This is a genomic window from Leuconostoc citreum (assembly GCF_004354555.1).
In the GTDB taxonomy this organism is placed as follows: domain Bacteria; phylum Bacillota; class Bacilli; order Lactobacillales; family Lactobacillaceae; genus Leuconostoc; species Leuconostoc citreum.
Genome location: NZ_PUFH01000005.1, coordinates 673,251 through 699,859, shown reverse-complemented (window position 1 = coordinate 699,859; position 26,609 = coordinate 673,251). Strand labels below are relative to the sequence as shown.

22 protein-coding genes are annotated in these 26,609 nt (G+C 39.2%); 20 read left to right on the top strand and 2 right to left on the bottom strand.

The annotated features are described in order from the left end of the window. Positions 1-14: 14 nt before the first annotated feature. A complete protein-coding gene (locus C5L21_RS07770; RefSeq protein ID WP_004905735.1) occupies positions 15-845 on the top strand; it encodes a Cof-type HAD-IIB family hydrolase in 831 nt (276 codons plus the stop codon). 203 nt (positions 846-1,048) lie between these two features. Further along, positions 1,049-1,783 carry a CPBP family intramembrane glutamic endopeptidase gene (locus C5L21_RS07760; protein WP_036061180.1) on the top strand — a complete coding sequence of 245 codons (735 nt, stop codon included), beginning with the start codon at positions 1,049-1,051 and terminating at the stop codon, positions 1,781-1,783. A 28-nt stretch (positions 1,784-1,811) separates the two neighbouring features. On the opposite strand, the gene C5L21_RS07755 is transcribed toward C5L21_RS07760, so the two are convergent. Then, a complete protein-coding gene (locus tag C5L21_RS07755; RefSeq protein WP_085698772.1) occupies positions 1,812-2,912 on the bottom strand; it encodes a M24 family metallopeptidase in 1,101 nt (366 codons plus the stop codon). A 212-nt stretch (positions 2,913-3,124) separates the two neighbouring features. Between C5L21_RS07755 and ccpA the strand changes: the two genes are divergently transcribed. The 4 genes from ccpA (at position 3,125) to udk (ending at position 7,596) form a co-directional block, all read left to right on the top strand. After that, complete coding sequence (ccpA, locus tag C5L21_RS07750) at positions 3,125-4,132, top strand: catabolite control protein A (protein WP_085699284.1); 1,008 nt, start codon at positions 3,125-3,127, stop codon at positions 4,130-4,132. A gap of 121 nt (positions 4,133-4,253) precedes the next feature. Next, the gene (locus C5L21_RS07745) at positions 4,254-6,110 is read left to right on the top strand and encodes an acyltransferase family protein (RefSeq protein ID WP_085698774.1); all 1,857 of its coding nucleotides are present in this window, start codon (positions 4,254-4,256) and stop codon (positions 6,108-6,110) included. Between the two features lie 140 nt (positions 6,111-6,250). Continuing rightward, positions 6,251-6,964 carry an acetolactate decarboxylase gene (gene budA, locus C5L21_RS07740; RefSeq protein WP_085699286.1) on the top strand — a complete coding sequence of 238 codons (714 nt, stop codon included), beginning with the start codon at positions 6,251-6,253 and terminating at the stop codon, positions 6,962-6,964. Beyond that, a complete protein-coding gene (udk, locus tag C5L21_RS07735) occupies positions 6,964-7,596 on the top strand; it encodes a uridine kinase (protein WP_004903157.1) in 633 nt (210 codons plus the stop codon). Before budA ends, udk begins: the two co-directional genes overlap by 1 nt. A 33-nt stretch (positions 7,597-7,629) precedes the next feature. On the opposite strand, the gene C5L21_RS07730 is transcribed toward udk, so the two are convergent. Further along, a complete protein-coding gene (locus tag C5L21_RS07730; RefSeq protein WP_004903155.1) occupies positions 7,630-8,481 on the bottom strand; it encodes a MurR/RpiR family transcriptional regulator in 852 nt (283 codons plus the stop codon). Between the two features lie 157 nt (positions 8,482-8,638). On the opposite strand from C5L21_RS07730, the gene gnd reads away from it, so the two are divergent. From gnd to C5L21_RS07660, 14 genes are all read left to right on the top strand, one after another. Next, positions 8,639-9,547: a phosphogluconate dehydrogenase (NAD(+)-dependent, decarboxylating) gene (gene gnd / locus C5L21_RS07725; RefSeq protein ID WP_004903153.1), complete on the top strand. Its 909-nt coding sequence runs from the start codon at positions 8,639-8,641 to the stop codon at positions 9,545-9,547. A gap of 111 nt (positions 9,548-9,658) precedes the next feature. Further along, a complete protein-coding gene (gntK, locus tag C5L21_RS07720) occupies positions 9,659-11,197 on the top strand; it encodes a gluconokinase (protein ID WP_004903151.1) in 1,539 nt (512 codons plus the stop codon). Between the two features lie 60 nt (positions 11,198-11,257). Continuing rightward, entirely contained in the window at positions 11,258-12,640 is a 1,383-nt protein-coding gene (locus tag C5L21_RS07715) for a gluconate:H+ symporter (protein ID WP_012305075.1), read from the top strand. 102 nt (positions 12,641-12,742) lie between these two features. Then, positions 12,743-14,170 carry an APC family permease gene (locus C5L21_RS07710; RefSeq protein WP_004903146.1) on the top strand — a complete coding sequence of 476 codons (1,428 nt, stop codon included), beginning with the start codon at positions 12,743-12,745 and terminating at the stop codon, positions 14,168-14,170. Positions 14,171-14,238: 68 nt separating this feature from the next. Next, complete coding sequence (locus C5L21_RS07705; RefSeq protein WP_085698775.1) at positions 14,239-15,573, top strand: aspartate aminotransferase family protein; 1,335 nt, start codon at positions 14,239-14,241, stop codon at positions 15,571-15,573. 261 nt (positions 15,574-15,834) lie between these two features. Then, positions 15,835-18,519: an alanine--tRNA ligase gene (gene alaS / locus C5L21_RS07700; RefSeq protein WP_085698777.1), complete on the top strand. Its 2,685-nt coding sequence runs from the start codon at positions 15,835-15,837 to the stop codon at positions 18,517-18,519. Positions 18,520-18,625: 106 nt separating this feature from the next. Beyond that, positions 18,626-18,877 (top strand): IreB family regulatory phosphoprotein, encoded by a 252-nt coding sequence (locus C5L21_RS07695; protein ID WP_004903140.1) that lies wholly within the window; start codon positions 18,626-18,628, stop codon positions 18,875-18,877. Next, positions 18,877-19,308 carry a Holliday junction resolvase RuvX gene (gene ruvX / locus C5L21_RS07690; RefSeq protein ID WP_004903139.1) on the top strand — a complete coding sequence of 144 codons (432 nt, stop codon included), beginning with the start codon at positions 18,877-18,879 and terminating at the stop codon, positions 19,306-19,308. The genes C5L21_RS07695 and ruvX overlap by 1 nt, the downstream gene beginning before the upstream one ends. A 103-nt stretch (positions 19,309-19,411) precedes the next feature. Further along, entirely contained in the window at positions 19,412-19,708 is a 297-nt protein-coding gene (locus C5L21_RS07685; protein WP_004903137.1) for a DUF1292 domain-containing protein, read from the top strand. A gap of 181 nt (positions 19,709-19,889) precedes the next feature. Beyond that, on the top strand, positions 19,890-21,362 hold the full coding sequence (locus C5L21_RS07680; RefSeq protein WP_004903135.1) for a cytochrome ubiquinol oxidase subunit I: 1,473 nt from the start codon (positions 19,890-19,892) through the stop codon (positions 21,360-21,362). Then, positions 21,362-22,375 (top strand): cytochrome d ubiquinol oxidase subunit II, encoded by a 1,014-nt coding sequence (gene cydB, locus C5L21_RS07675; RefSeq protein WP_004903133.1) that lies wholly within the window; start codon positions 21,362-21,364, stop codon positions 22,373-22,375. Before C5L21_RS07680 ends, cydB begins: the two co-directional genes overlap by 1 nt. 81 nt (positions 22,376-22,456) lie before the next feature. Then, the gene (gene cydD / locus C5L21_RS07670; protein WP_004903130.1) at positions 22,457-24,184 is read left to right on the top strand and encodes a thiol reductant ABC exporter subunit CydD; all 1,728 of its coding nucleotides are present in this window, start codon (positions 22,457-22,459) and stop codon (positions 24,182-24,184) included. Next, positions 24,181-25,905 (top strand): thiol reductant ABC exporter subunit CydC, encoded by a 1,725-nt coding sequence (cydC, locus tag C5L21_RS07665; protein WP_085698781.1) that lies wholly within the window; start codon positions 24,181-24,183, stop codon positions 25,903-25,905. Before cydD ends, cydC begins: the two co-directional genes overlap by 4 nt. Continuing rightward, a complete protein-coding gene (locus C5L21_RS07660) occupies positions 25,906-26,535 on the top strand; it encodes a glycoside hydrolase family 73 protein (RefSeq protein ID WP_004903126.1) in 630 nt (209 codons plus the stop codon). Positions 26,536-26,609: the final 74 nt, after the last annotated feature.

Here is a 26,609-nt window from a genome sequence, read left to right as displayed (position 1 = left end):
AAAGGTGAAAATACATGATTCAGTTAATTTTATCAGATTTAGATGAAACATTACTTAATGATGATGGTAGTATCAACCCTAAAAATATCGAGGCAATCCAAGATTTTACAAAAAACGGTGGTTATTTCGTCCCAAATACGGGACGCTCATATAAATCAGTTTATGGCACACTCAATACATTAGGCCTTAATCAGCAGACACAATACGTGATATCGTACAATGGTGGTGCTATCGTTGCGATATCACCGGCTGGTGTTGAAAAGGTGATTTTGCAACATGGTATGTCACTTGACTTAGCAAAAAAAATATTTAAGTTGGGACAGGTACAAGCTGATGTTGATACACATATCTACACGCTAGACAAACTGTTTATTTATAATATTTCACCATCGGATAAGAAATATATGGCAGAACGGCAAGTACCCTATACAGCACTAACTGATGATAACCTGACGTTTTTATCAGAAGAAGCACCCATTATGAAAGTCATCTTCGAACACCCAGATCCAGCAGTACGTCAGAAAATAGCTGATGCAGTTACTGCGGTGGTTGAAAAAGACGTGTTGTTGACGTTTAGTTCAGAACGTTATGTTGAATTCAATCCAGAAGGTGTCGATAAAGGCACGGCTGCATTGGAATTAGCTGATATTTTAAATATTTCTCATGAGCGTACTGCTGCATTGGGAGATAATTTGAATGATGCAGCGCAAATTAAAAAAGCAGGTGTCGGCGTTGCTGTAGCGAATGCTAAACCTGAAATCAAAGCCATTGCTGATGTTGTATTAAAAACGACTAATAATCAAGGTGCTGTTGCTGATTTTATTAATCAGTATGCAGGTCAGTAATATGACAAACCTCATACTACGAATTTTACTTGGTCTGTTTTCAGCAGTATTTTTCATACTGCTATTTTTTGTGAGTCGTTCAGCTCACTGGCCATTACATGTAACGCTAATTTTAGCCATTGTGCTTTTTTTAATTATCAATATCGGGTATATCGTGTTATTCTATTATGCGCGAAAAGAACATTTGGATAAGGAAGAGTAATTTGCTTAATTTAACAACCCAACCAACACCTAAATATCTGTGGCAGCGTATTGTTAATTTCATCGTTGTTGCATTCTTATTGATGCTGTCGCCAGCATTCTTACAAATTGCAGCTATGCAAAAGTCAGTTTGGCTGCAAATCTTGTTTATCATGATGTTATTTTTATCTTATTTAGCGATTGGCTATTACGCTTATCGCCTGTTAAGGCGCACAACAACAGCGCCGGTATTTCATCGTATTAACGTTAGGCACTGGCAACATATATGGTATATCATTGGCCTGTTTTTTGCGATGTTGGGCATTGAAATGGTTGTTAATTTTTTACGTCTCACATTGACTGGCGATACGACAACTGAAAATCAAGCAGCCATACAATCACTTACAGCACATATCAATTTAGTTATGATTGCTATGATGATTTATGCTATCTTTCTAGCACCGGTAGTGGAAGAAATTGTTTTTCGCGGACTGGTAATTAATTATTTTTTCAGAAAATCTTGGTGGTGGGCAAGTATCATTCTATCGGGTATTTTATTTGCCTTTCCGCATATGGGTAAAATACCAACGAATTTATCAGATGGCTTAAGTTATCTTGTCTACATGTCGATGGGGATGTTTCTAGCCTATGTCTATAAGCATACAGGGAACTTACAAGATAGTATTGCCGTGCATTTTGTCAATAATTTTGTGACAATGATGCCAATATTAATCATGGCATTTGTTAAAGCATTATAAAAAGCTATGTCTTGATAGACATAGCTTTTTATAATTGGTACAGTGATTTAGATGTTGTTGTAAATGGGATAAAACCAGTGTGGCTCATATAACCTGAATCTTCGATACGGACACCGCCCAGACCAGGTATATATATACCTGGCTCAATTGAAAAGGCCATGCCTTCTTGTAATGTTATGTTATTGCCTGCCATAATTGATGGGTACTCGTGAACTGATGTGCCTAAGCCATGACCTAATCGATGCACAAAATAGTCACCATAGCCGGCATCAGTTATAATTTGCCGAGCAATGCCATCCAGTTCAGCGGCTGTCATGCCAACTTTTGCCTGTGATTGCGCTTCTTGTTGTGCTGCCAATGTAACAGCATGAATTTCTTGTAATTTGGGGTCAACCTGTCCAAACGCAATGGTTCGTGAGACGTCAGATGCATACCCTTCGGTTATTGTACCTAGATCAAAAAGGGCCATTTCACCTGTTGCTAATTCACGTGTCGCAGTGGCACCATGAGGGTCGGCAGCATGTGTTCCAAATTGGACTAACGTGTCAAAACTCATGGCTGCGACACCTGATTTTTTTAACTCATATTCTATCTTAGCTGATACAGCTAATTCAGATATACCAGAGGTCAAAGCTTGAAAGCCTATGGTCAAAGCACGATCAGCATCCTTTCCAGCAGCCATCATATGCTCAATTTCTGCTGGGGTTTTAAGTAATCGTAGTTGGTTGACTTCATTTGTGACATCAGTTTTAAAGGATAAGCTTGGTAAGGCTGTTTGCAATGCATTAAAGCGGGCAACGCTTAAATGGTCATATTCAATACCAAATTTTGTCCCTGACGTTGTCTGTTTAATGTGTTGCGCAAGGATAAGCCAAGGATTTTCATGATCAGCATAGCCAAATGCGGCAAATGGCCAACCACTAGCGCGCATACTATTGACTTCGAGCGCAGGACCAAATAATAGTGGCTCGTGGTCGGAAAAAACAACGAGTGCGAGAACACGTTCGATGGGATCCGATTCAAAGCCTGAAAAATAAGCAACATTATGAAAATTGGTGATAATAGCACCAGACAGTTCATTTTGATTAAGCCATGAGACAAAATGAGTTAATTTTTGTTGATTTACCATAAGATATTATTCCTTCTTCACTTAATGTTAATTACATTTTAACACTTTTAGCTTTGACGTTCCTTTCTTGTAACAAACAGAAACATTGATGAAAACTCGTAAATATAACGTTGTAAGCGTTTGCAATTCTGACTTTTTTTGCTATAATAGACAGAGGTATATTAACACGTTGATGTTTTATGAGATATATGATGATTGAAGAAGGTTAAATGATGCAGAAAAAAAGTTCAGCAACAATTTATGATGTCGCTAATCGCGTTGGGGTATCATTGGCAACAGTGTCGCGCGTCGTCAATGGCAATAGTAATGTGCGTGAATCAACTAAACGCAAAGTATTAGACGCCATTGAAGAATTAGGTTATCATCCTAATGCTGTAGCACGTGGTTTAGCTTCCAAAAAGACAACAACCATTGGTGTTGTTATGCCTGATGTGACGGATATGTATTATTCAGAATTGGCACGTGGTATTGATGATGTTGCAAATATGTACCACTATGATGTCCTATTGACTAATACAGATGAAGATCCGGTACGAGAAACCATGGCAGTCAATAACTTGGCTAGTAAGCAAGTTGATGGCATTATTTTTATGGGGAACGAATTAGATCGTGAAGTTTTAAATACGATTGCGGGCGCCGATGCACCAGTTGTATTGGCGGGATCGATTGACGCTGAAGGCCAACTACCAAGTGTTAATGTTGATTATGTTAAAGCAGTTGAAGAAGCTGTTGATACAATGGTCAAAAATAAGCACAAGCGCATCGCACTTGTCACTGGTCCTATGACGCATGCCATCAATAAATTACATCGTTTAGTTGGGTACCAAACTGCTTTAGAAAAGGCTGATATTGTCTTTGATGACAAACTTCTCTTTGTCGCGCATCAAGATTATGCCGCAGGCCTTCAGATTGCTGAGAAAATTTTAGCAGCAGAGGCCGATGGTGTTATTGCTTATGATGACGAAGTGGCACTAGGTATTATGAATTACATGCGCGAGCATGGCAAACGTATCCCTGAAGATTTTGAGATTATTACTTCAAATGATACTAAATTTACTATTGTCACACGACCAGAACTCACATCTATCGGGCAACCAAAGTACGATATCGGTGCTGTGGCTATGCGAATGTTGACCAAGCTGATGAATAATGAAATTATTGATGACACGCAAGTTAAGTTGCCACACACTTTGGAACGTCGTGGCACAACAATTAATTAATAATATCATTGTTTAGAAATATAATAGTAACATTTGACATTTAAACGTTAAAAAAGTAAACTATTAAAAGTGGTTTGCTTTTTATTTTGAACAAATTTACGATGGAAGGTTCATATTTCAAATGACAAAAAAGCGTTATATTAAGGGGTTTGATGGGCTAAGAGCCTTAGCAGTTATTGGTGTAATAGCTTTTCATTTGATGCCTGACAAGCTCGTTGGCGGTTGGTTAGGGGTACCACTTTTTTTTGTTTTGTCAGGATATTTAATTACCGACCTTTTAATCCAAGAATTTGATGATAAGCAACGAATTGCTGCAGTGACATTTTATATGCGGCGGTTAAAAAGACTGTATCCAGCATTATTAGGTATGCTCTTATTGAGCATTGTGATTATTTTATTATGTGATCAACAGCTTATTTATAATTTACGCTATACAGTCGTTACTAATTTGTTTTACGTCTATAATTTCTGGGCTATTGGTCATGGTGAATCTTATTTTCAACAATTCGGTGGGGCTTCACCGTTTACGCACTTATGGTCATTATCAATAGAGGGACAATTTTATTTAATTTGGCCGTTCATCGTATGGTGGTTATTAAAAAAACAGCTTAAGCGACCATATATTGCGATTATGTTGCTATTTTTATCGTTATTGAGTGCGATAGCCATGGCAGTATTATATCAGCCAGAGGCAATCAATCGCGCTTATTATGGGACAGATACGCGCATGTTTGCTATTCTAATTGGAACGTCTTTGGCATTTTTATGGCCATCTAACCGACTCAATCCGGCGGTTCAGCCAAAAACGCGTGATTTTTTAAATACGACAGGGACAATAGCCTTCATATTAACAATTTGTGGTTTTCTGTGGCTTAATGGGCAACATCAAGGTACTTACTATGGTTTGATGTATTTGTTTACCTTAGTTGTTGCGATATTAATTGCCGTCACGGCGCATCCAGCGTCGTGGTATGGTCATCTACTCGACCAACCAATCTTGAATTACTTAGGCACCCGGAGTTATAGCATTTACTTATATCAGTTGCCAGTTTTTGTTTTTTATGAAAAATTAATCCCAAATTATCAGCCTAATCTGCTCAATATGGTCATTGAAGTTGCGATTGTGCTTTTACTCAGTGAACTGAGTTATCGTTTTGTGGAGAATATTTTTCGTCAGCCCGCTGCCTTTAAATTTGTCATCATGCGCCTGGCGAGATCACGCAATTTGTTTTTTGCTGTCATGATTGCGCTTGTTTGTCTGACGGTGTTTATTGGTAATGGCTTACTTGATCATCGGGCGGGTATGGCACAGCCAGAAACCAAATTGCAAAAGCAACTCAAATCTAATCAACAAAAAGTTGCGCAACGGAACGCTAAGGCGGCACAAGGCAAAACTAATAAACATGATGCCTCTGAATCAACTAAATTGACACCGGCACAGCAAACAATTATTTCAAGCTATGGATTGAAAAAATCACAATATTTGGCCTTTAAAGAGATGTCATTTACAGCAATTGGGGACTCAGTGATGTTAGATGCAGCTCCTTACTTACAAGAAGTAAATGAAAATATATTCGTTGATGCTGCTGTGGGACGTCAATCTTACCAAACACCGGACCTTGTTGCCCAGATGTCATCACAAGGTAAGTTAGCCTCTAATATTGTGATTGGTTTGGGGACAAATGGTGATATTAAACGACAAGATCTTGACAAAATGATGCAGACATTTGGTAAAAAGAGACAAGTTTATTGGTTTAATAATTTTGTTCAAAGCCGTTCTTGGCAGAATGATAATAATCAGATGTTAGCTGATGCGCAGAAACAATACAGTAATTTACATGTGATTGATTGGTTTGATTTAGCAAAACAGCATTTAGACTGGTTCGCTGATGATGGTGTGCATCCTGGGCCAACTGGTGATCGCAATTATGTTCGTTTGCTAGTTGAAAGTGTTGCACGCACTAAAAACAGTCATTAAGCTACCGAAAGGTCGCTTTTTTTGTTTGAAATTGTTAAACAGTTCAGTAAAGGCTTTACAGTCCATTTTTATTCGCTTAAAATGAAGTTAATAAGATATGGAGGAAGTGCGTCAGATAGGATGCATAGTAGATGAACATAATGAGTAGTTTATATCAACACGGTACTTTAGCCATGCTTATGGGCAAACAATTACAAGGCACCATTACAGTCGCGGAGTTATTAACACACGGGGATACAGGTATTGGCACTTTAACTGGTCTAGATGGCGAAGTTATTGTTTTAGATGGTGAGGTTTATCAAGCAACAAGTGATGGCAAACTGAACCATATCACTGATAAGGATACCAAGATGCCATTTGTGTCGGTACATTTTGATCAGCCAACGCGCCGACTACCTTTTTCCGAGACATCAACCAACACATTAAGTCAACAACTAAAGTCAGAAAAGTTGACTAATATTTTTGCCGCAGTCAAATTCCATGGTGACTTTTCAAATATGCATGTTCGTGTCGCACAGAAACAAGAAACACCATATCCAAGTCTATTAGAAGTTGCAACAAACCAATCAGAATTTCAAGAGAAAAATATTAGTGGCACCATTATCGGTTATTTTGCCCCTAGCGTCTTTAGTGGTCCTACGGCTGCAGGGTGGCATATTCACTTTTTGTCAGATGATAAAAAGTTTGGTGGCCACATTCTTGATTTTGAAGGCCAGAACATTGACGGGACGTTACAGATTTTCGATGAATTTAGACAACATTTCCCACTTGAAGATAGTGATTTTAGAGATATGTCTCTTAACCTAGAGGGCTTGTCAGATGATATTGCTACTAGTGAGGGAGGAAAACAATAATGGGATTGAAACCCTTAGTGATTGGTATTACAGGTGGTTCCGGTTCGGGGAAAACGACTGTTAGTCGTGAGTTAGTACGCCGATTGACAGAAGATGGTTCTTCAGCTATATTACTTCAGCAAGATTCTTACTATAAAGATCAATCTGACAAACCAATGTCAGAACGTGTTAAGACAAATTATGATCATCCAGATTCTTTCGAAACAGATTTATTTGTATCTGACTTACGACGTTTATTACGTCATGAAGCAATTAGTAAGCCAATATATGATTATCCAAATCATACGCGCGCCAAAGAAGTTGAACCTGTTGAGCCAGCAGATGTCATCATTGTAGATGGCGTTTTGTTATTTAACGATTCGCGTGTACGTGACTTATTAGATATGAAAATATTTGTTGATACAGATGATGATATTCGCTTTTTGCGTCGTTTGGAACGCGATATTGATGAACGTGGTAGAACAGTACGCGGTGTCATTGACCAGTATTTGGCAACTGTTAAGCCTATGTATCATCAATTCGTTGAACCAACTAAACGATATGCTAATATTATTGTCCCAGAAGGGGGCGAGAATTTAGTTGCTATTGACATGTTGACTAATCAGGCAAAGGCCATGTTAAAACAAAATTAAATATTAAAAGCGCTGACAACATTGTCAGCGCTTTTAATGTGCACGTGTTTCTTCGATAGTTGTCCGCATGGTATCGACTACATCTTGTGTGCGTGTCGATAATTGCGAACCAACTAATGTAAACAACGTGTCAATGATAGTAATTTGGGCAATCAGCGAACTCATTGATTCACTACGAAAATTAATTTCTTCAGCCAAGGATAATAAGACTAGGTCAGCTGATTTGGCTAAGGGCGATTCAGCAAAAGCCGTAATAGCAATTACTTTAACGTGATTTTCTTTTAATTTTTGTGCAATAAGTAAGGTATCTTTGTTGCGTCCGGAATGAGAAATCACGACAGCGGCGTCATGATTATTTAGTTTGACAGCTTGCATGAGTTGAATATCGTAGTCGGGATGGGCGATGACATTTAATGGTGTACGTAAAAATTTATGATATGCATTAAACGCAACTAAAGATGAGCCGCCAATACCAAAAAAGCCGACACGATTAGCAGCCACTAGATAGTGTGTTGCTGTGTCTAACATACTTGCTGTTAAATGATTAACAGTCGCCTTGAGGGCGTTGCTGGCCCCAGCAAAAACTTTTTGAGCAATCGCATCAGTGTCATCATTATCTGTAATTTCACCAAAAAAATCGACAGGCGAAAGCGTTGTGGTGGCACTGGCCAATGACATTGAAAAATCACGAAAGGAGTCAAATCCAATTTTTTTAGCAAAACGTGAAATCGTTGCGGTTGAAACGCCTGAACCATTAGAGAGTTCCCTAATGGTTGCTTCTCTTGCGCGAACAGTGTCTTGCAAAATATAGTCAATTAACTTATTTTCGGTGCTATTATATTGTTTTTTTTGTGCACGTAATTGTTCAATGATATTTTGAGCCATATGCCATTCTCCGATAATTACATAATGTGAATAACTTATTATAGTTAACTATACAAGAAAAGAAAAATATTTACAATAACAGGGTTGCAATATGTAAAAAATTTTCATATAATGAAATAGTAGTAAAAATACAAAACATATAAGAGGTAAGTGAACCATGAAGTTTGCGATGATCGGCCTTGGTAAGATGGGCTTGAACTTGGTAAAGAACGCCGTTGATAACGGTCACGAAGTTGTTGCGTTTGATTTGAACGCTGACTTTGTTAAGGCAGCAACTGATTACTCATCAGCAATTGAAGGGGCATCAGATATTGACGACATGCTATCAAAGTTGCCTTCACCAAAGGCTGTTTGGGTAATGGTACCAGCTGGTGTACCAACTAACTCAACAATTGATACATTGATTTCAAAGATGGACAAGGGCGATATCATCATTGATGGTGGTAACTCAAACTATAAAGACAACTTGGAACAAAACAAGCGTACAACTGCTGCAGGTATTAAGTTCTTTGACGCCGGTACTTCAGGTGGTATGAATGGTGCCCGTAACGGTGGTAACTTCATGATTGGTGGCGATGATGCCGAATCATGGAAGATTATCGAACCATTGTTCAAGTCAATTGCCGAAGAAGATGGTTACTTGTACACAGGTCGTTTGGGTTCAGGTCACTATTTGAAGATGGTTCACAACGGTATCGAATACGGTATGATGCAAGCAATTGCTGAAGGATTCGAAGTCTTGGAAGCTTCTCAATTTGATTATGACTATGAAGCTGTTTCAAAGTTGTGGAATCATGGTTCAGTTATCCGCTCATGGTTGATGGAATTGGCTGAAGAACAATTCGCAAAGGATCCTAAGTTGGATGCTATTGCTGGTCGTATGCACTCATCTGGTGAAGGTAAGTGGACAGTTCAAGAATCATTGGATCTTGATGTACCAGCACCTGTTATTTACTTGTCACTTGCTATGCGTTACCGTTCATTGCAAGATGATACATTTACAGGTAAGGTTGTCTCAGCTTTGCGTAATGGCTTTGGTGGCCACGCAATGGATTCAGCTAAGTAATATAATGATTAAACCTGCTCAAGATATTTTGAGTGGCAGCTCCCGAGTAGGGAGCTTTTTCTGTTTGGTTTAGCATTTGATTAACGCTTATCAATAGATATGAGGTGAATTATGGAATATATGATTGGTGTCGATCTTGGCACAACATCAACTAAAGCAGTTTTGTTTGATGATCGCAACCAAGTTGTAGCTAGCGCTAATAAGGGGTATCAACTTTATCGTGATATACCAGATATGGCCGAAGAAGATTTGAATGAGATATTTGAAGCTTTGATTGATGCCTTAAGTGATGTCGTTCGACAGGCTAACTTATCAGAAGGCAATAAAATATCAGCTGTATCATTTTCATCAGCTATGCATTCATTAATTGCCTTCGATAAGAACTGGCAGCCGTTAACACGCGTGATAACATGGGCTGATACGCGTGCTGTCAAATACACTGAAGAACTTAAACGAACAGGTCTTGGCCAAGAGATTTATCAAAAAACTGGTACACCAATTCACCCGATGGCCCCTTTGTCAAAGCTACTATGGTTAAAGACGGAACACGAAGATGTTTATAACCAAGCAGCACATTATCTTGGCATTAAAGAATACCTTTTCCACCGTTTGTTTGGTGTCAATAAAATGGATATTTCTCTAGCTTCTGGTACAGGTTTGTTTAATATTTTCAATTTAGATTGGGACGAACAAGCTTTATCAGTAACAGGGTTACAAAAAGCACAATTGCCAATGACTGTAGAGCCTTATGCCTATGAAACAAATATGGCAGCAGAATATGCAGCTGTTATTGGGATACCTGCTGATACACCGTTTGTCTACGGTGCTGGCGATGGCCCATTGTCAAACTTGGGTGTTAATGCGATTCAGCCAGGTGTTGCAGCTATTACCATTGGTACGTCTGGTGCTATTCGAGTAGTTGCTGATCATCCGGTGATTGATCCGAAAGGTCGAACCTTTACTTATGCTTTAGACAAAGAACATTGGGTAGTTGGTGGACCGGTTAATAACGGTGGGGATGTTTTCCGTTGGGCGCGAGATAATATGTTTGACGCCGAAAAGTCAACTGCTGCCTTGCTTGGTACAGATGCATATGATTTGATGACACAAATCGCTGCACGCGTACCAGCTGGTTCAGAAGGCTTAATATTCCATCCTTACTTAGGTGGCGAGCGTGCGCCAATCTGGGATGCTAATGCTCGTGGGTCATTCTTTGGTCTAAATCATGGTCACACACGAGCACATATGTTGCGATCAGTTTTGGAAGGCATTACATTTAATGTTTACATGGTGAGCTTAGCACTTGAAGAAGTAGTTGGCGATTTGAAGTCTATTCAGGCCACGGGTGGTTTTGCGCGGTCACCATTATGGCGTCAAATGTTTGCAGATATTTTTGAGCAACCAGTGACTGTGCCTGAAGCATTTGAATCAGGTGCTTTGGCTGCCGTTATTGTGGCACAAAAAGCATTGGGTCAGATTGATAATCTTAATGAAATTGAGAAGTACATCGGCTCAGCGAACACGTATCAACCAATGCCTGAAAACTTTCAGGCATATCGTGAACTGGCACCAATTTTCATTCGCTTGTCACGTCAGTTACAGACTGAATACGAAAACATAGCAAATTATCAACGTAAGCATTCTAAATAAATTATTTTATAGAGGTTAGGAGAAAACGCGCTGCGTATGTCACGCGTTACATATTAAAACATGGAATTTGTCATGTTAATTATTTCAATTTTAATTTTGCTTGTTTTGATTGCTAAATTTAAATTGAACACATTTGTTGCTTTAATTATTACAGCCTTTATTTTGGCTTTACTATTAGGCATGGCGCCAATGAAAATTCCTGATGCAGTCCTTGGCGCTCAGGGTGTTGGGAATATTTTAGGTCCCAATTCTGTTATCTTTATTTTTGGTGGCATGATAGGGCGTTTGGTTGCTGATGCAGGTGGATCGTATCGCATTGCTAAAACGTTAATTGATTGGTTCGGTGTGAAACGATTACAATGGGCAGTTCTGATTGCGTCATTTATTATTGGAATTTCAATGATATTTGGTGTCGGCATGGTCTTGTTGATTCCAATTGTTTTTGCGGTAGCTATTGAAGCAGGGGTACCTTTGTTGTACCTTGGTGTCTCAATGACAGCAGCATTGTCATCAGCACAAGGCTTTTTGCCACCACAGCCAGCACCAACAGCTGTTGCTTCAGCCTTAGGCGCTAATATTGGGATGATGTTGATTTTTGGTTTAATTGTTGCTGTAATTACTGCAGTTGTGGCAGGACCAGCTTTTACAAAATTAGCACAAAAATATGCGCCAGATGCATTCCAATTTAAAACAGAAATTGAAGCTGTTGGTCCGGTTAAAGAATACGATTTAAATACAACACCTAACTTTGGTTTATCTGTTTTGACATCTGTATTCCCGTTAGTATTTATGATTATTGCGACCGTCTATAAATTAATTTATACTGGCGGAGTAACGCCTAAGAATCCTACGCTAGTCGATCAAATCGTTGAGTTTGCTGCTAATCCTGCGGTAGCTATGACTATTGCCTTGATTTTTGCTATATTTACAATGGGCATTTGGCAACATAAGTCAATGACTGAAGTTGGTAAATCATTAAATGAAGGGATGTCGGCAGTAGCAGGTATCTTACTTATTGTTGGTGGTGGTGGTGCTTTGCGTGGTGTGTTGGTAACATCTGGTTTGTCAGATAAGATTGCGACAACATTCCAGGCAGGTGGCGCCATGAGCCCTATTGCAATTGTCTTATTTGCGTGGGGAGTTGCTGCTGTTTTGCGCGTATCCGTTGGTTCAGCAACTGTCGCAGGTATGACTGCTGCAGGTATCGTAACAGGTATCTTAGCAGCCAACCCAGGAAATACATTATTACCGGTATTTGTCGCATTAGCCATCGGCGCGGGATCATTAATTGCTTCCCACGTTAATGATGCTGGATTTTGGATTTTTAAAGAATTCTTTGATTTATCCGTTAAGCAAACTTTTCAAATCTGGACAGTGCTTGAAACGATTATCTCTGTAACAGGTTTGATTGTCATATTAATCATGACAACAATATTTGCATAAGTTTTCAGAAAACAGAATTTTAATTCTGTTTTTTTATTGACAGAAATATTAGAAAATGTTAATATTATCCAAGTAACTTTTGTAACCTTTGGAGGGATAAATATGTCGGAATCTAAACCGAGAGGCGGCTGGTTTCATAAAGCCAGTCCGTCAAGTTTTGAAATAAGTGATGCACACCTGCAAAAAACTCTTGGTGTGAAAGAAATGCTGGCACTTGGTATTGGTACTATTGTGTCAACAGCAATTTTCACGTTACCAGGAATTGTTGCAGCTAAGCATGCAGGTCCAGCGGTAGCAATTTCATTCGTAATTGCTGCTGTTGTTTCTGGCCTTGCAGCATTTGCTTATGCTGAATTTGCTTCGGCTTTGCCTTTTGCCGGCTCAGCATATTCATGGGCTAACGTTGTTTTCGGTGAAGTATTTGGGTGGATTGCCGGTTGGGCACTACTAGCTGAATATTTTATCGCCGTAGCCTTTGTTGCTTCAGGTTGGTCTGCTAATTTCAAACTATTCTTGGCATCACATCAACTTGCTTTACCACCTGCTTTAGCAGGTTCATTTGCGGCAGGCAACGGTGGTGTGATCGATCTTTCGGCCCTCTTTGCAGTGCTTATTGTGACAATCTTATTGTGGCGTGGTACCAATACAACAGCGCGGGTTGAAAATGTTTTGGTTATCGGTAAGGTGTTAGTTATACTGATTTTCATTGGTGTTGGTTTGACGGCTATTCATCCTGCAAACTATGTCCCATTTATTCCAGCGCATAAGCCTGGTACCGATTTTGGTGGTTGGCAAGGTATTTTTGCCGGCGCAGCACAAATCTTTTTAGCTTATATTGGTTTTGACTCTATTGCTGCTAATTCAGCAGAAGCAAAAGATCCGAAAAAGACAATGCCGCGTGGGATTATCGGCTCATTAGTTATTGCCACAATATTGTTTGTAACGGTTGCTTTAGTATTGGTTGGTATGTTCCATTATTCAAAGTATGCTAACAATGCCGCACCAGCTGCATGGGCATTGCTTAACTCTGGCCATGAATTCACTTCAAACTTGCTATCTGTTGTCGCCTTAGTTGGTATGTTTACTGCGATTATTGGGATGATGCTAGCTGGATCACGTTTGCTTTATGCTTTTGGCCGTGATGGTTTGCTACCTAAATTTCTAGGTAAGGTCAATGACAAAGGTTTGCCTAATAACGCTTTGTTAGTCTTATCTGTGATTGCCATTTTAATTGGTTCAGTCTTTAGCTTTACTGAATTGGCAGGTTTAATTTCTGCTGGTACGTTAATCGCCTTTATTATTGTGTCATTAGGGGTTTACGCTTTGCGTCCGCGTGAAGGAAAGGATATTCCAGTTCCTGGCTTTAAAATGCCACTTTATCCTGTACTGCCTGCTCTAGCAGCCCTTGGATCAGGATTCATTTTCTATCAGTTGGATAATCAAGCAAAGTTATATGCTTTTGGTTGGTTTGTCCTTGGTTTGATTATTTATGCAGCTTATGGTGCACGTCATAGCAAAATTTCACGTTAATAATCACACCGAAGTCCTGTTTATACAGGGCTTTTATTGTACAAAAATAGAGAAATGGGGCGGGGAATATGTCTAGCAATAAAAAAATTTTAGCGGAAGAAAAACGATATTTGGCAGATACCTCACGAGTAAAATATTTCGATGTTGTCATTGATCATGGTAAAGGCGCAACAATTACAGACGCTGATGGGCGTGATTATATCGATTTATTAGCTAGTGCTAGTGCCACAAATACAGGACATTCACATCCACATGTTGTTGCAGCCATTGCCGAGCAAGCGGAGAAACTGATTCAGTATACACCTGCATATTTTGCTAATACAACGACGGCCAAATTGACACAACGTTTGGCTAAACTAGCACCCGGCCAATTTGAAAAACAAGTGGTATTTGGTAATTCAGGATCAGATGCCAACGATGCTATTATTAAGTTTGCACGTGCATATACAGGCAGACAATATATTGTGAGTTTTACTGGTGCTTATCATGGTTCGACTTACGGTGCCATATCGATATCTGGTGTGAGCTTAAATATGACGCGAAAAATCGGCCCTTTATTGCCAGAAGTTGTCAAAGTGCCTTTTCCCGATCAAAATCAACGACTGGCAAATGAAAGTGATGATGATTTTTCAGAACGCTTATTTAAGCAATTTAAATTACCATTTGAAACTTATTTGCCGGCAGAAGATGTCGCGTTAGTCATTATCGAACCAATTCAAGGCGATGGTGGCATTGTCAAAGCGCCACAGAAATATATGGATTTGGTCTACCAGTTTACGCGAGATCATGGCATTGTTTTTGCAGTAGACGAAGTAAATCAAGGCTTAGGACGTACGGGTAAGTTATGGTCAATTGATCATTTTGGTATTGCGCCGGATTTGATGAGCGTTGGGAAGTCAATAGCTAGTGGGTTACCGCTTAGTGCAGTGATTGGTCGGCGAGAAATTATGGCTAGTTTATCAGCACCGGCTAATGTCTATACAACAGCGGGGAATCCAGTAACAGCTGCCGCTGCGATGGCCACGTTAGATGTGATTGAAACCGAAAAATTAGTGGCGCGTTCAGAGCGAATAGGAAATTTTGCCAAAGCATTTTTTGAAAAAGCAGCTAAGCGTTATGATTTTATTGGTGATGTTCGTATGTACGGTTTAAATGGGGGCATTGATATCGTTGATTCACAAGGGCAACCAGATGATGAAGCGACAACTAAATTAATTTATCGTATTTTTGAATTAGGGGCAATTATGATTAGTTTACGTGGCAATACGCTGCGTTTTCAGCCACCACTTGTGATAACGCAAGCAGCACTAGAATCAGCATTTGCTATGATATCCCAGGCGTTTTCAGAGCTTGAAGCTGGTCAGCTTACGTTGCCAGAAACGGATAATCACATTGGCTGGTAATGTGCTATAATAATTTAAGAAATCTGGATATATAAAATTTACGTTTGGCAGTTAGAAATGTGTTGGTTGATGAAAAACACACAACGTTAATTTTACGCTCCCAGGTCATGATTGTGTCTGAAAAGATGCCGCGACTCAGCGTTATGAGCTTATGAAGGTAAAGATGAAAGATCATTACAAATTGCGGTGGTACCACGGTCACGCGTCCGCACTTTGTTTTGGTCTTTTTATATTTTTAACCAACTAAAGGAGAAATTAGTGATGAAAGAACTCACGTCATCAGAAGTCCGCCAGATGTTCTTGGACTTTTTTGCATCAAAAGGGCATGAAATTGTGCCATCAAAAAATCTAATCCCGCAAGATGATCCAACGTTATTATGGATTAACTCGGGGGTAGCGACTTTGAAAAAATATTTCGATGGTTCGGTCATACCCAAAAATCCGCGTATTACTAATGCCCAGAAGGCGATTCGTACAAACGATATTGAAAATGTTGGTAAAACAGCACGTCACCATACATTATTTGAAATGATGGGTAATTTTTCTGTTGGTGATTATTTTAAAGCAGAAGTAATACCATGGGCTTGGGAGTTATTAACCAGTCCTGAATGGTATGGCTTAGACAAAGATTTACTCTATGTCACAGTCTACCCTAAAGACCAAGAAGCAAAAAAGATTTGGCTAGAAAAAACAGATTTGCCTGAAGGCCATATCTATGAAGTGGAAGATAACTTTTGGGATATTGGTGAAGGGCCTTCAGGACCAGATTCAGAAATTTTCTTCGACCGTGGGCCTGCTTTTCAAAATTTGCCTGACAATGATCCTGAAATGTATCCAGGTGGTGAAAATGAACGTTACTTGGAAATATGGAATATTGTTTTTTCCCAGTTCAATCATTTGCCTGGTTTAACTGATAATGCACAATATCCTGAATTACCACATAAAAATATTGATACGGGTATGGGATTAGAACGTCTCGTATCAGTATTCCAGAACGGCCGTACAAATTTTGACACTGATCTCTTCTTGCCAATTATCCGTGCAACTGAAAAAATGTCGCCCGACTATACTTACGATGCGACAAAAGATTCAGAAAGTAATACAAGTTTTAAAGTGATTGCTGATCACATTCGGGCCATCACATTTGCTATTGGTGACGGAGCGTTACCTGCCAATGAAGGTCGTGGCTATGTCATTCGTCGTTTATTACGTCGCGCAGTTTTGCATGGACAAAAATTAGGTATTCAAGGTGAATTCCTAACCAAGTTAGTCCCAATCGTTGCTGAGATTATGCAGAGTTATTACCCTGAAATTGCTGATAACACTGAAAAAATTCAAAAGACCATTGCTGCCGAAGAAAAACGTTTTAATGCTACACTCACAGGTGGTTTGTCATTACTAAATGATGTTATAGCAAAGGCAAAAGCATCAGGGCAACAAGTGATTTCGGGTGCAGATGCTTTCAAGTTATCTGATACGTATGGTTTTCCACTTGAGTTGACACAAGAGCAAGCTGCAGATGAAGGCTTGACTGTTGATGTAGTCGGTTTCAATGACGCATTGCAAGCACAGCGTACTAGGGCTCGTGCTGCGCGTTCCAACGATAAATCAATGGGGGTTCAAAATGCAGTTTTAACAGACTTAAAAGTGCCATCAGATTATGTTGGCTGGTCTGAAACAGAGGTGTCAAATGCAGCAATTGTCGCGATTATAGGTCATGATAACCAAGGCGTGGATGCGCTACTCGCAAATGCTGAGCCGGGAGATAGTGTACAACTGGTGTTTGATAAGACGCCATTTTATGCAGAGATGGGTGGACAAGTTGCCGATCAAGGTGAGGTTTTGAACAAGCAAGGTGAGGTTGTCGCTCGCGTTACTGATACCCAAAGCGCACCTAATGGACAACATGTGCATACCGTCGAAGTAGTGACTTCATTTAAGTTGGGCGACCAGGTCGCGTTAAAAGTTAATTTAGCAAGACATGTGGCCATCTCGAAAAATCATACAGCAACACATCTGTTAGACCAAACGTTACGTAATGTGATAGGTGGTGACGTTCATCAAGCTGGTTCCTTAGTTGAACCAGAATATTTGCGTTTTGATTTTACTCATGAAGGCCCTGTTTCTGAACAAAATCTTGAAAAAATCGAAACTATGGTTAACCAAGTAATTGCCAATAATTTACCAATCACATGGGTAGAGACTGATATCGAGAGTGCAAAAAAAATGGGTGCAGTCGCTGTCTTTGGTGAAAAATATGGCGATGTTGTTCGTGTGGTATCTATCGGTGATTTCAACAAAGAATTTGACGGTGGTACTCATGCACAAAGTACCGCAGAACTCGGTTTGTTTAAAATTGTGTCAGAGTCTGGTATTGGTGCTGGTGTAAGACGCATTGAAGCGGTTACGGGTCTCGCAGCATTATCTCAATTTAAAGCAGAAGAACAAGCATTAAAGGTAATTGCTGACAGTTTGAAAGCACAAAAGCTAACGGATGCACCAGCTAAAGTTGAAGATTTACAGGTTGAGATAAAAACCCTACAACGTCATTTGACCTCTGTGGAAGCACAACTTGCTAACGCAGCAGCTCAAGATGTCTTTAAAGATGTTAAAACGCAAAATGGTTATCAATATATCACAGCGCAACTCCAAGTATCAGGTATGGATGGTTTACGACAAGTCGTTGATACATGGCGTGAAAACTATCCATCAGACGTATTAGTGTTGGCAACTCACGTTGATGACAAAGTGAGTTTAATTGTTGCAGCTTCACCAGAAGCCAACAAAAAAGGACTTAAGGCCGGTGATTTAATCAAAGCAATTGCGCCAAAGATAGGTGGCGGTGGCGGTGGCCGTCCAGATATGGCGCAAGCTGGTGGTAAAAATCCTGCGGGTATTAACGATGCATTCAGTGCAGTATCAACATTTCTTGACGAGCTAGCTTAACGTATCTTTTTATCTTATTGTTATATATTTGTCATAATAATTAGGTAAAATAGTACTAGGACAGTAGATGAGTTATTAAAAAATTAGGAAGAAAGGAGCGTGTACGATGTCAGTAGGAGATGAAACAACCATATTTGATTTTGGTAACCAGATGCCAAAAGATATTCATGACACATTAGAGATAGTATATAATGCGTTAGAAGAAAAGGGCTATAACCCAATTAATCAGATTGTTGGCTACTTAATGTCTGGTGATCCAGCATATATTCCGCGCTTAAATGACGCACGTAACTTGATTAAGCGTCACGAACGTGACGAAATCATTGAGGAACTTGTACGCGTCTATTTAAAAAAGTAATGCGATTATTAGGATTAGATGTAGGGAGCCGTACGGTTGGTGTAGCGGTAAGTGACCCTATGGGCTGGACAGCTCAAGGTGTTGAAATTATTCGCATTAATGAAGATGAAAAAGAGTTCGGCTTAGCTCGTCTCGGTGAAATCATTAAAGAGAAGCAGGCCAAGGGTGTTGTCGTTGGTTTGCCAAAAAACATGAATAACTCAGAAGGTCCTCGTGCTGAAGCAGCGCGACAATATGCGCAAATGGTCGAAGACCAATTTAACTTGCCAACTGATTTTCAAGATGAGCGTTTGACAACTGTTCAAGCTGAGCGCATGCTGGTTGAAGAAGCAGATGTGTCTCGTAAAAAGCGAAAACAAGTGATTGATAAAATTGCAGCTGAATTTATCTTGCAAAATTATTTAGATGCTAATGGTCCACTCACTAAATAGATGAAAACAACATTTCGCACAGAAATGTTGTTTTTACGTTATAATATAGATACACTTTGAAGGGAATAAATTAGTGACGCTTAAGTGACTAATACTTAAAATCATGACAAATAACGACGATGTTCAAAAAATTACCTTGATAGATGAAAATGGGGATGAAGCTTTATATGAAGTTTTATTTACGTTTCACTCTGAAGAATATAGCAAAGACTACATTTTGTTAGTCCCAGAGGGTGTAGAAGAGGATGAAGAGGTTGATATTCAAGCTTATATCTTCCATCCTGATAGTAATGGGGATGCTACTGAAGAAGATCTCATCCAAATTGAAGATGATAAAGAATGGGATATGGTTGAAGAAGTACTCAATACATTCCTAGCTGATGACTCAAATTTTGCATAAAGGTTAAAAAAACGCCATTTGCGTTTTTTTTGTTACAAAATTTTAACAACATCTTAGTTTATCAAGTGATAAACTAGATATTAGAGAAGGCAATAATAATGTCTTGAATATTTAAGTTGTGCCCATAATAACACATCAATCTCGTTGATTATTGTGTATTATGAGTACGTTGGAGGAACAAATGGTTACTTTAGTAGGGATTTTAGATCTCGCACGTTTCCAATTCGCAATGACAACGATATTCCACTTTTTCTTTGTGCCAATGTCGATTGGTTTAGGGGTTGTTGTGTCAATCATGGAAACAATGTATGTCATCAAAAAAGATGAGATATACAAAAAAATGGCGCAATTTTGGGGTAAAATTTTCCTATTGAGTTTTGCCGTCGGCGTTGTGACTGGTTTGATACAGGAATTTCAATTTGGTATGAATTGGTCTGAATATTCGCGCTATGTTGGTGATATCTTCGGGTCATTATTGGCGATTGAAGCGTTGGTTGCTTTCTTTGCAGAATCAACATTTATTGGTCTTTGGTCGTTTACATGGGATCGCTTCAAGCCAAGTATTCATGTTCTGTTTATTTGGATAACAACCATTGGGTCGGCTATCTCATCACTGTGGATTTTAGCTGCCAATTCGTTTATGCAAAACCCAGTTGGTTATGCTATTGATAACCACATGGGACGTGCCGAATTAAAGAGTTTTGGTGCTTTGCTATCAAATAGGCAACTCTGGGTTGAGTTTCCACACGTTGTTGTGGGTACGCTAGTTACTGCCGGTTTCTTAGTGGCTGGTATGTCTGCCTTCAAACTATTGAAATTGAAGAAAAACGACAAGGAAGTATTGTTTTTCCGTAAATCAATTAATATTGCTTTAATTGTTGGTTTGGTTGGTGTCGTTGGGGCGTTGGCTACTGGTGACAAGCATGCATTTGAATTACAATCGATGCAACCTATGAAATATGCTGCTATGGAAGGTGTTGATAAAACAATCACATCGTCTGAACGTAAGGATAAGGCACAACCGTGGTCACTGATTTCGGTTACAAACCCGGATACACATAAAGTGATTGCACGTATTGAAATTCCATATGTTCTGTCTATTTTGGGTAATCATTCTTTGACAGGTGGAAACACAACAGGTACAACTGAACTTGAAAAGCAACTCGAAAAGCAATACGGTAAAACGCACGGGGATATTAAAAATTATTATGTCCCTGAAAATACATTGTTCTACGCTTTCCGTGTCATGGCAGTCGGCGCAGGTGGCTTAATGATGCTTGGCCTTGTCGCATTATGGATGAATCGTCGTAAAACACAACTTATCCACACCCAGCGTTGGTTCCTTTGGATATTAGGAATTGCGACCTTTGTACCATTTATCATTAATACAGCAGGTTGGCTAGTGACGGAATTAGGACGGTATCCTTGGGTTGTTTATGGCTTAATGCCAATTAGTGCTGCTGTCTCACCAAATGTATCTGTCCTGTCATTGTTGATTTCAAATATCATCTACTTCCTGACTTTTGCAACGTTAGGCGGAATCATGATTTGGCTGTCACGCCGTGTGCTACATGCAGGACCAAATGCAGAGGAAACAGAAGAATTATCACCTAGTGACCCTTATGATAATTTAGCAAAGGGGGCTGAAGCTTAATGACTATTTTAGAAATTATATGGTTTGTATTGATTGGTGTCTTGTGGGCAGGGTTCTTTTTCTTAGAAGGCTTTGACTTTGGTATTGGCATGCAATTTGCGTTAAATGCCAGAGATCAAAAAGATCGTGAAGCGCTTTACCAAGCTATTGGTCCTAATTGGGATGCTAACGAAGTGTGGTTGGTTACAGCAGGTGGTGCAACTTTTGCTGCCTTTCCAGCATGGTATGCCTCTCTTTTCTCAGGCTTCTATCTCATGTTGTTCATTGTTTTATTGTCTTTGATTTATCGTGGTGTATCATTTGAATTCCGTGAACATATGCCAACCATTCAAGGCACACAACTTTGGGAACGATTAATCGCGCTAACATCATTTTTAGTACCGTTTTTCTTGGGTATGATTTTTACAGCCATGGTCTCAGGTATGCCAATTGATGCTCGGGGTAATCTTTCTGCCGGTTTCTTTGATTATGTGACACCCTTTTCCTTAGTTGGTGGTGTTGCGGTATCATTGATGAGTTATGTTCATGGGTTGAATTATACACGATTGCGAATTGATGGTAAGTTGAGAACACGTGCACTAAAACAATTAGAGTATCTGTATCCAATTTTATTGGCAGGTGAAGCATTGTTTGCTGTGTTACTATTCTTCTATACTGATTTTATTCAAACGCAAACTGTATGGACATTAAGTATCTTAGTCGTCATTGTTTTGACCACAGTTATCGGTTGGCTCTTGGCAATCAAACAGAAAATGGAAAAATTGCCGTTTGTGTTGTCTGGCTTAACTTTAGTTGAAGTTGTTGTCTTACTCTTTGTTGGCCTTTTCCCACGAGTCATGGTTGCCAACAATCCGTTACACACACTCAACATCATGAACACGTCGTCTTCCACTTATACTTTGAAAGTAATGACAATCGTTGTCGTTACAGCTTTGCCGGTAACCCTTGGTTACCAAATCTGGAGCTTCTGGGTTTTCCGCAAGCGCATTGTCTCTCATAAAGTAGTTGAATAAAACGGCAAAAAACGTTTACAATTAAGTAGACGTTTTTTGTTTTAAAATAGCAGTATGATAAACGAATTTAGGAATAATTAAATGATAGATAAAAGGCTATTTAAATTAAAAGGCATTATTGGTATATTAGTTGGTTTGGTTATGATGACCGGTATTCAAGCTTTAGCTATCTTAGCCCAAGGCATTTTTATGGCAATTGCGATTGTCAATTTGTGGCAGGGTAAAGCGATTAGTCAAACGACATCAGCAATTGCTTTTTTTGCAATTGCTTTTGTTGTACGTCAATTATTGGTTGTATTTAAGAATCACTATATGTCAAAATATGCGGATGAGGCAGTTGAAACTTATCGGCAACAACTATTAACTAAATATACAGCTTTGGGTTCAACATTAACGATTGAGCAGGGAACTGGTAATGCTGTGACAACACTTGGTGCAGGGTTAGATAATGTAAAAAATTATTTCCAGTTATTGTTAATTAAAGTATTTGATTTGGGTATTATTCCCTGGTTAATCTTACTTTATATTTTCTACATCAAATGGGAACAAGGCTTATTCTTACTACTCATATTTCCAGTCATCATTTTATTTTTTGTCATTTTAGGTTTAGCAGCACAAAGTAAAGCTGATGCAGAATTTGCTAACTTTAAAAATCTGAATAACCGTTTTGTCGATGCGTTAAGAGGGTTACCGACATTAAAGCAATTGGGTTTAGCTGACTCTTACAGTGATGAAATTTATGATATTTCTGAGGACTATCGTAAAACAACTATGCGCACTTTGCGTATTGCAATGACTTCGACCTTTGCTTTGGATTTTTTTACAACGCTCTCTATTGCGGTTGTTGCCGTTTTTTTAGGATTTGATTTATTAGATGGTCATATGACTTTGTTGCCAGCGTTGACGATTTTGATTTTAGCACCAGAATACTTTTTGCCATTACGGAACTTTTCTGATGATTATCATGCAACTTTGAATGGGAAAAATGCCTTAACAGATGTCTTATCAATGATTGAACGGCCAGATATTGCTGATCAAAATGTGCTTACGCTAGATGCATGGACGAGTGACAGTCAATTAACTTTACAAGATATGTCATTTAGCTATACTGAGGGCGAACCAATGCTGAAGGCTATTAATATCGAAGCAACTGGATATCAAAAAATTGCTATTGTTGGTGAAAGTGGTTCGGGAAAATCGACATTGCTAAGTGTCATTGGTGGCTTTTTGCAACCCAGCGATGGTAAAATAAGCATCAATCACCAAACCTTACCACACTTAGCGCAAAAGGACTGGCAATCACAATTTTTCTATATGCCACAACAACCTTATATTTTTCATGAGACTTTAAAAAAGAATATTACTTTTTATGCACCTGATGTCAGTGACAAGCTAATCGAGCGTGCAGTGACACAAGCTGGCTTGGCACCATTTGTGGCAGAATTGCCTGATGGCTTAGATACAATGATGGGTGAAAGCGGGCGACAGGTGTCCGGTGGTCAAGCACAACGTATTGCATTGGCCAGACTATTGTTAGACACACAACGAAAAGTCTTACTATTTGATGAACCAACTGCGCATTTAGATGTTGAAACAGAATATGACTTGAAGCAAACGATGGCACCTATTTTAGCGTCTCATCTTGTTTTCTTTGCAACGCATCGATTACATTGGTTAGATCAGATGGATTACGTTCTTGTTATGCACAATGGTGTCATAGTGGAACAAGGCGAGCCTAATAAATTATTAGCAGACACGGAAAGTGCTTTAAATCAACTACGTTCTGAATTGAGAGGCGCGTCATCATGAAAGTAAAAAAAATGCTGCAACAAGATAGATGGCTTGTACCATTTTTAAAACAGCAAAAAACAGGTTTGTTTTGGTCCATTATTTTAAGTTTTATGACTATTTTTGCTGCTGCTGGCTTGATGTTTATTTCTGGCTATTTAATCTCACGTGCAGCGCAACGGCCAGATAACATTTTACTGATTTATGTCCCTATCGTCTTGACACGTGGCTTTGGTATTGCAAGACCAATTTTTCGATATGCACAGCGGTTAGTATCTCATAACTGGGTGTTGCGATTTGTATCAAAATCACGTCAACGTTTGTATGATAGTGTTGCCAGTTCAGCTAGTAAAATCCGTGGTCAGCTACAAACAGGTGAAGTCCTCAGCTTATTGGCTGATGATTTGGATCGCTTACAAAATCTTTACCTAAGAACAATATTTCCCTTAGGCGCAGGAATTCTACTCTATCTATTCGTTGCCATTGGCTTTGGTGTTGTTAACTGGTTATTTATGTTATGGTGGTTTGTCATGTTAGCGGTGATTATGATTATTGTGCCACTCTTAAGTCTGTTAGCTAATCGATCACGGGTTCACCGGCAAAAGCAATTGCAAGCGCAACTTTACACCGATGCAACTGATGCAATCTTAGGTTTACAGGATTGGATATCATCCGGACGACAACGAGATCTTGTGACTTACCAAGGGCGAGTGATGGCTGATTTAGCGGCAACTAAGAATAACAGTATGCATTTTGGCTGGTGGCGTGATTTTCTAATTCAAATGCTATCGCTAATTTTAGTGATTACCACTTTATTTTGGGCTGGCGCACAATTCTCAAATAATCATATTGCTATCAATTTTATTGCTGCCTTTACTTTGGCTGTTTTTCCTTTGGTTGATAGCTTTCTTGGTGTTAATCAGGGCGTCAGTGAATCGTCATTTTATGAAGATAGTATCAAACGATTGAATGCACTACCTGAAAATACAATCAAAGCAACACCACATCTTGATGTGACAGATGAAACCGTTGCTTTGAAAAATGTTACTTTTAAATATGATGATAAAGCGATTATTCGTCAACTTAACCTAACAGTTGTACCTGGTCAAAAGATTGCTCTGTTAGGACGTTCTGGTTCCGGGAAAACGACGTTGTTAAAGTTAATTACCGGTGATATTTTACCAGTGAGTGGTCAAGTCACAATTGGCGGTCATGATGTCAGCGCTTTACAACAACAGCTCTCTCAATTAGTAGCGGTATTAGACCAACAAGCTTATTTATTTGATACCAGCATTTTAAACAATGTGCGTATGGGCAATCTCTCAGCGACAGATGAGCAAATCAAAATTGCTATTCAACAAGCGGGATTGCAGCCTTTAATTGACCGATTGCCTAGTGGTTATAACACATCTATGCAAGAAGCAGGCACACGTTTTTCTGGTGGTGAGCGCCAACGTTTTGCTTTGGCACGTATTTTACTGCAAGATGCACCAATAGTCATCTTAGATGAACCCACCGTGAGTTTAGATCCTAAAACAGAGCATGAGGTGTTACAGCAAATATTTACTGTATTAGCAGATCGCACAATTATCTGGGTGACACATCATTTGACGGGTATTTGGGCAGCTGATCAAGTTTATTTTCTTGAAAAAGGGCAATTTACTTTGTCGGGGACACCTACTGATTTAGCAAAAAATGCAACACACTTTCAACAACTATTAGCAATGGATGATTTGGGTTAAATGGCAAAAAGAAAAAGACGTGGCAAAAAGAAAATATTTCGTTTGAATCTCTGGTTATGGATAAGCAGTATTTTAGTGTTGGCAATTGGCGCAACTTTTTGGTCGCAAACGCTAATATACAACAAAGAAAATGCACAAGGACAAGACGTTGTGCGTCAACAAAAAATAGCTTGGATTAATCAACTAGCACCATATGCGCGATTAATGCAAGAAAAGTACGGTGTGATTGCGTCAATTAGTATCGCGCAGGCTATTTTAGAGTCAGATTGGCATACTTCGACGCTATCGACACAGTATAATAATTTATTCGGCATTAAAGCTGACGCAGGGCAAAAAAGTGTTGTTTTACCAACCCAGGAGTTTCAAAATGGCGAATGGGTCACTATTCAAGGGCGCTTTGCAGCTTATGATTCATGGCAAGAGAGTATGAAGGCGCATGCTGAATTACTTTATCATGGCACGAGTTGGAATGCGGCCCAATATCAGCATGTTTTAGCGGCCAAAGATTATCAGGCAGCAGCTAATGCATTGACAAAAGATGGGTATGCCACTGATCCAACTTATGCAGAAAAGCTCATCGCAATTATTCAGACGTGGCATTTGTCGCGCTTTGATGTACCACAAAAATAAAAACGGAAATGTTCCGTTTTTTTATTTTCTCTAATACGAACGTTTGTTCATATTCAAATCTGTTATAATAATAA